We start from the raw sequence: 1,258 nt of genomic DNA on the forward strand, positions 1-1,258 counted from the left end.
ATGGATAACCATGGCGTTATGCTTCCTCCAGGTTTTGCGTGAGCCAGTCGTTCAATATCTGGCGGGTTCGGAACAAAGGATAGCTCCTTTTTGGAATATAATCACATGGTACCCGACAGTTTAGTGATGGCGTGGAGCATGTTAATGCAGCCTTTCTTGGGTACAGCAAACGACAGTATGGTGGTCGCAGAATCATTACAACGGGCTCCACAACCGGTTTTTATGACGTAGATACCCATCGATCAACCCTGGTGAATCGGATCGATGATATCTACTACATCAGCGGCACAACCACTGTGCAGGCCATGCGTTCAGCCGTTCAGTGGTTTCAATCCAGTTTTACCGATGACGATGGAACTGGTAATTATGATGGATGCAGAACCACCAAGAATGAATGCGTCGCGGGAACAGGCCGCCCCGGCGATGTTACTGTTACAACCCCGGTAACCGAAGACCTGTATTGTGCTCAAAGTGTCATCGTGTTACTTACGGATGGCGCACCCTACTCCGATAAACCAAGCAGCAACCAAGATTATGACGACCCGCACCCCTATAAAGCTGCTGGCTACAAATACGACCCTTCAGACGTAACGGTACCATCTCCCAGTGGCACCGACTGCACGAATCCAGATCCCAGCAGCTTTTCGATGTCTCGAGCAGGCTGCACCGGTGATATCGCAGCATGGGCCAACACGCATGATCTGCATCCGAGCATCACAGGCAACCAGAATGTAATCACCCATGCCATTGGTTTCCACACCCGCCCCAACGAAGAAGCCTACCTCAGGGATATCGCCACTCGTGGTGGTGGAAATTACTATGAATCCGGCGACACTGCCAGTCTGGTTGATGCGATCAATGACATCATCATCGACGCACAAGCTTCCATTGACTATACTTTCAATGCGCCTGCTATCCCCTTCGACCCCTCCAATGCCGCTGCCAGCAGTAATGACCTGTATTTGCCGCTATTGGCGCCGGATGTGACTAAATTCTGGAAAGGAAACCTCAAGAAGTACCGTATCGCATTCAACACGAACACCGAGCAACTCGACATCACGGCACAGGGCGGTGCGGCAGTCGTTGATGACAACCTCGCATTTCAGGATGTGAGGGATTTCTGGAATGCAGGAAGTTCTCAAGTGTGTCTTCGGCCTCGTGATAGATTTTGGGACATCCCAGTCCCCAAAATCGACTCGGCCTTTGACAACCTATTGGTGCCCCAGCCGTCCTGGTCACCAAGCACTACGCAACAACT

The 1,258-nt window shown here is 51.3% G+C and carries 1 protein-coding gene; it reads left to right on the plus strand.

The window, feature by feature from the left end; genetic code table 11:
- Positions 1 to 251: 251 nt before the first annotated feature.
- Positions 252 to 1,258: hypothetical protein (locus tag ACOCD2_RS20535; RefSeq protein WP_293650303.1), on the plus strand; the 1,007-nt coding region annotated here is incomplete at its 3' end.

The sequence above is a fragment of the Thiolapillus sp. genome (genome assembly GCF_048562965.1).
Lineage (GTDB): Bacteria > Pseudomonadota > Gammaproteobacteria > Chromatiales > Chromatiaceae > Thiolapillus > Thiolapillus brandeum_A.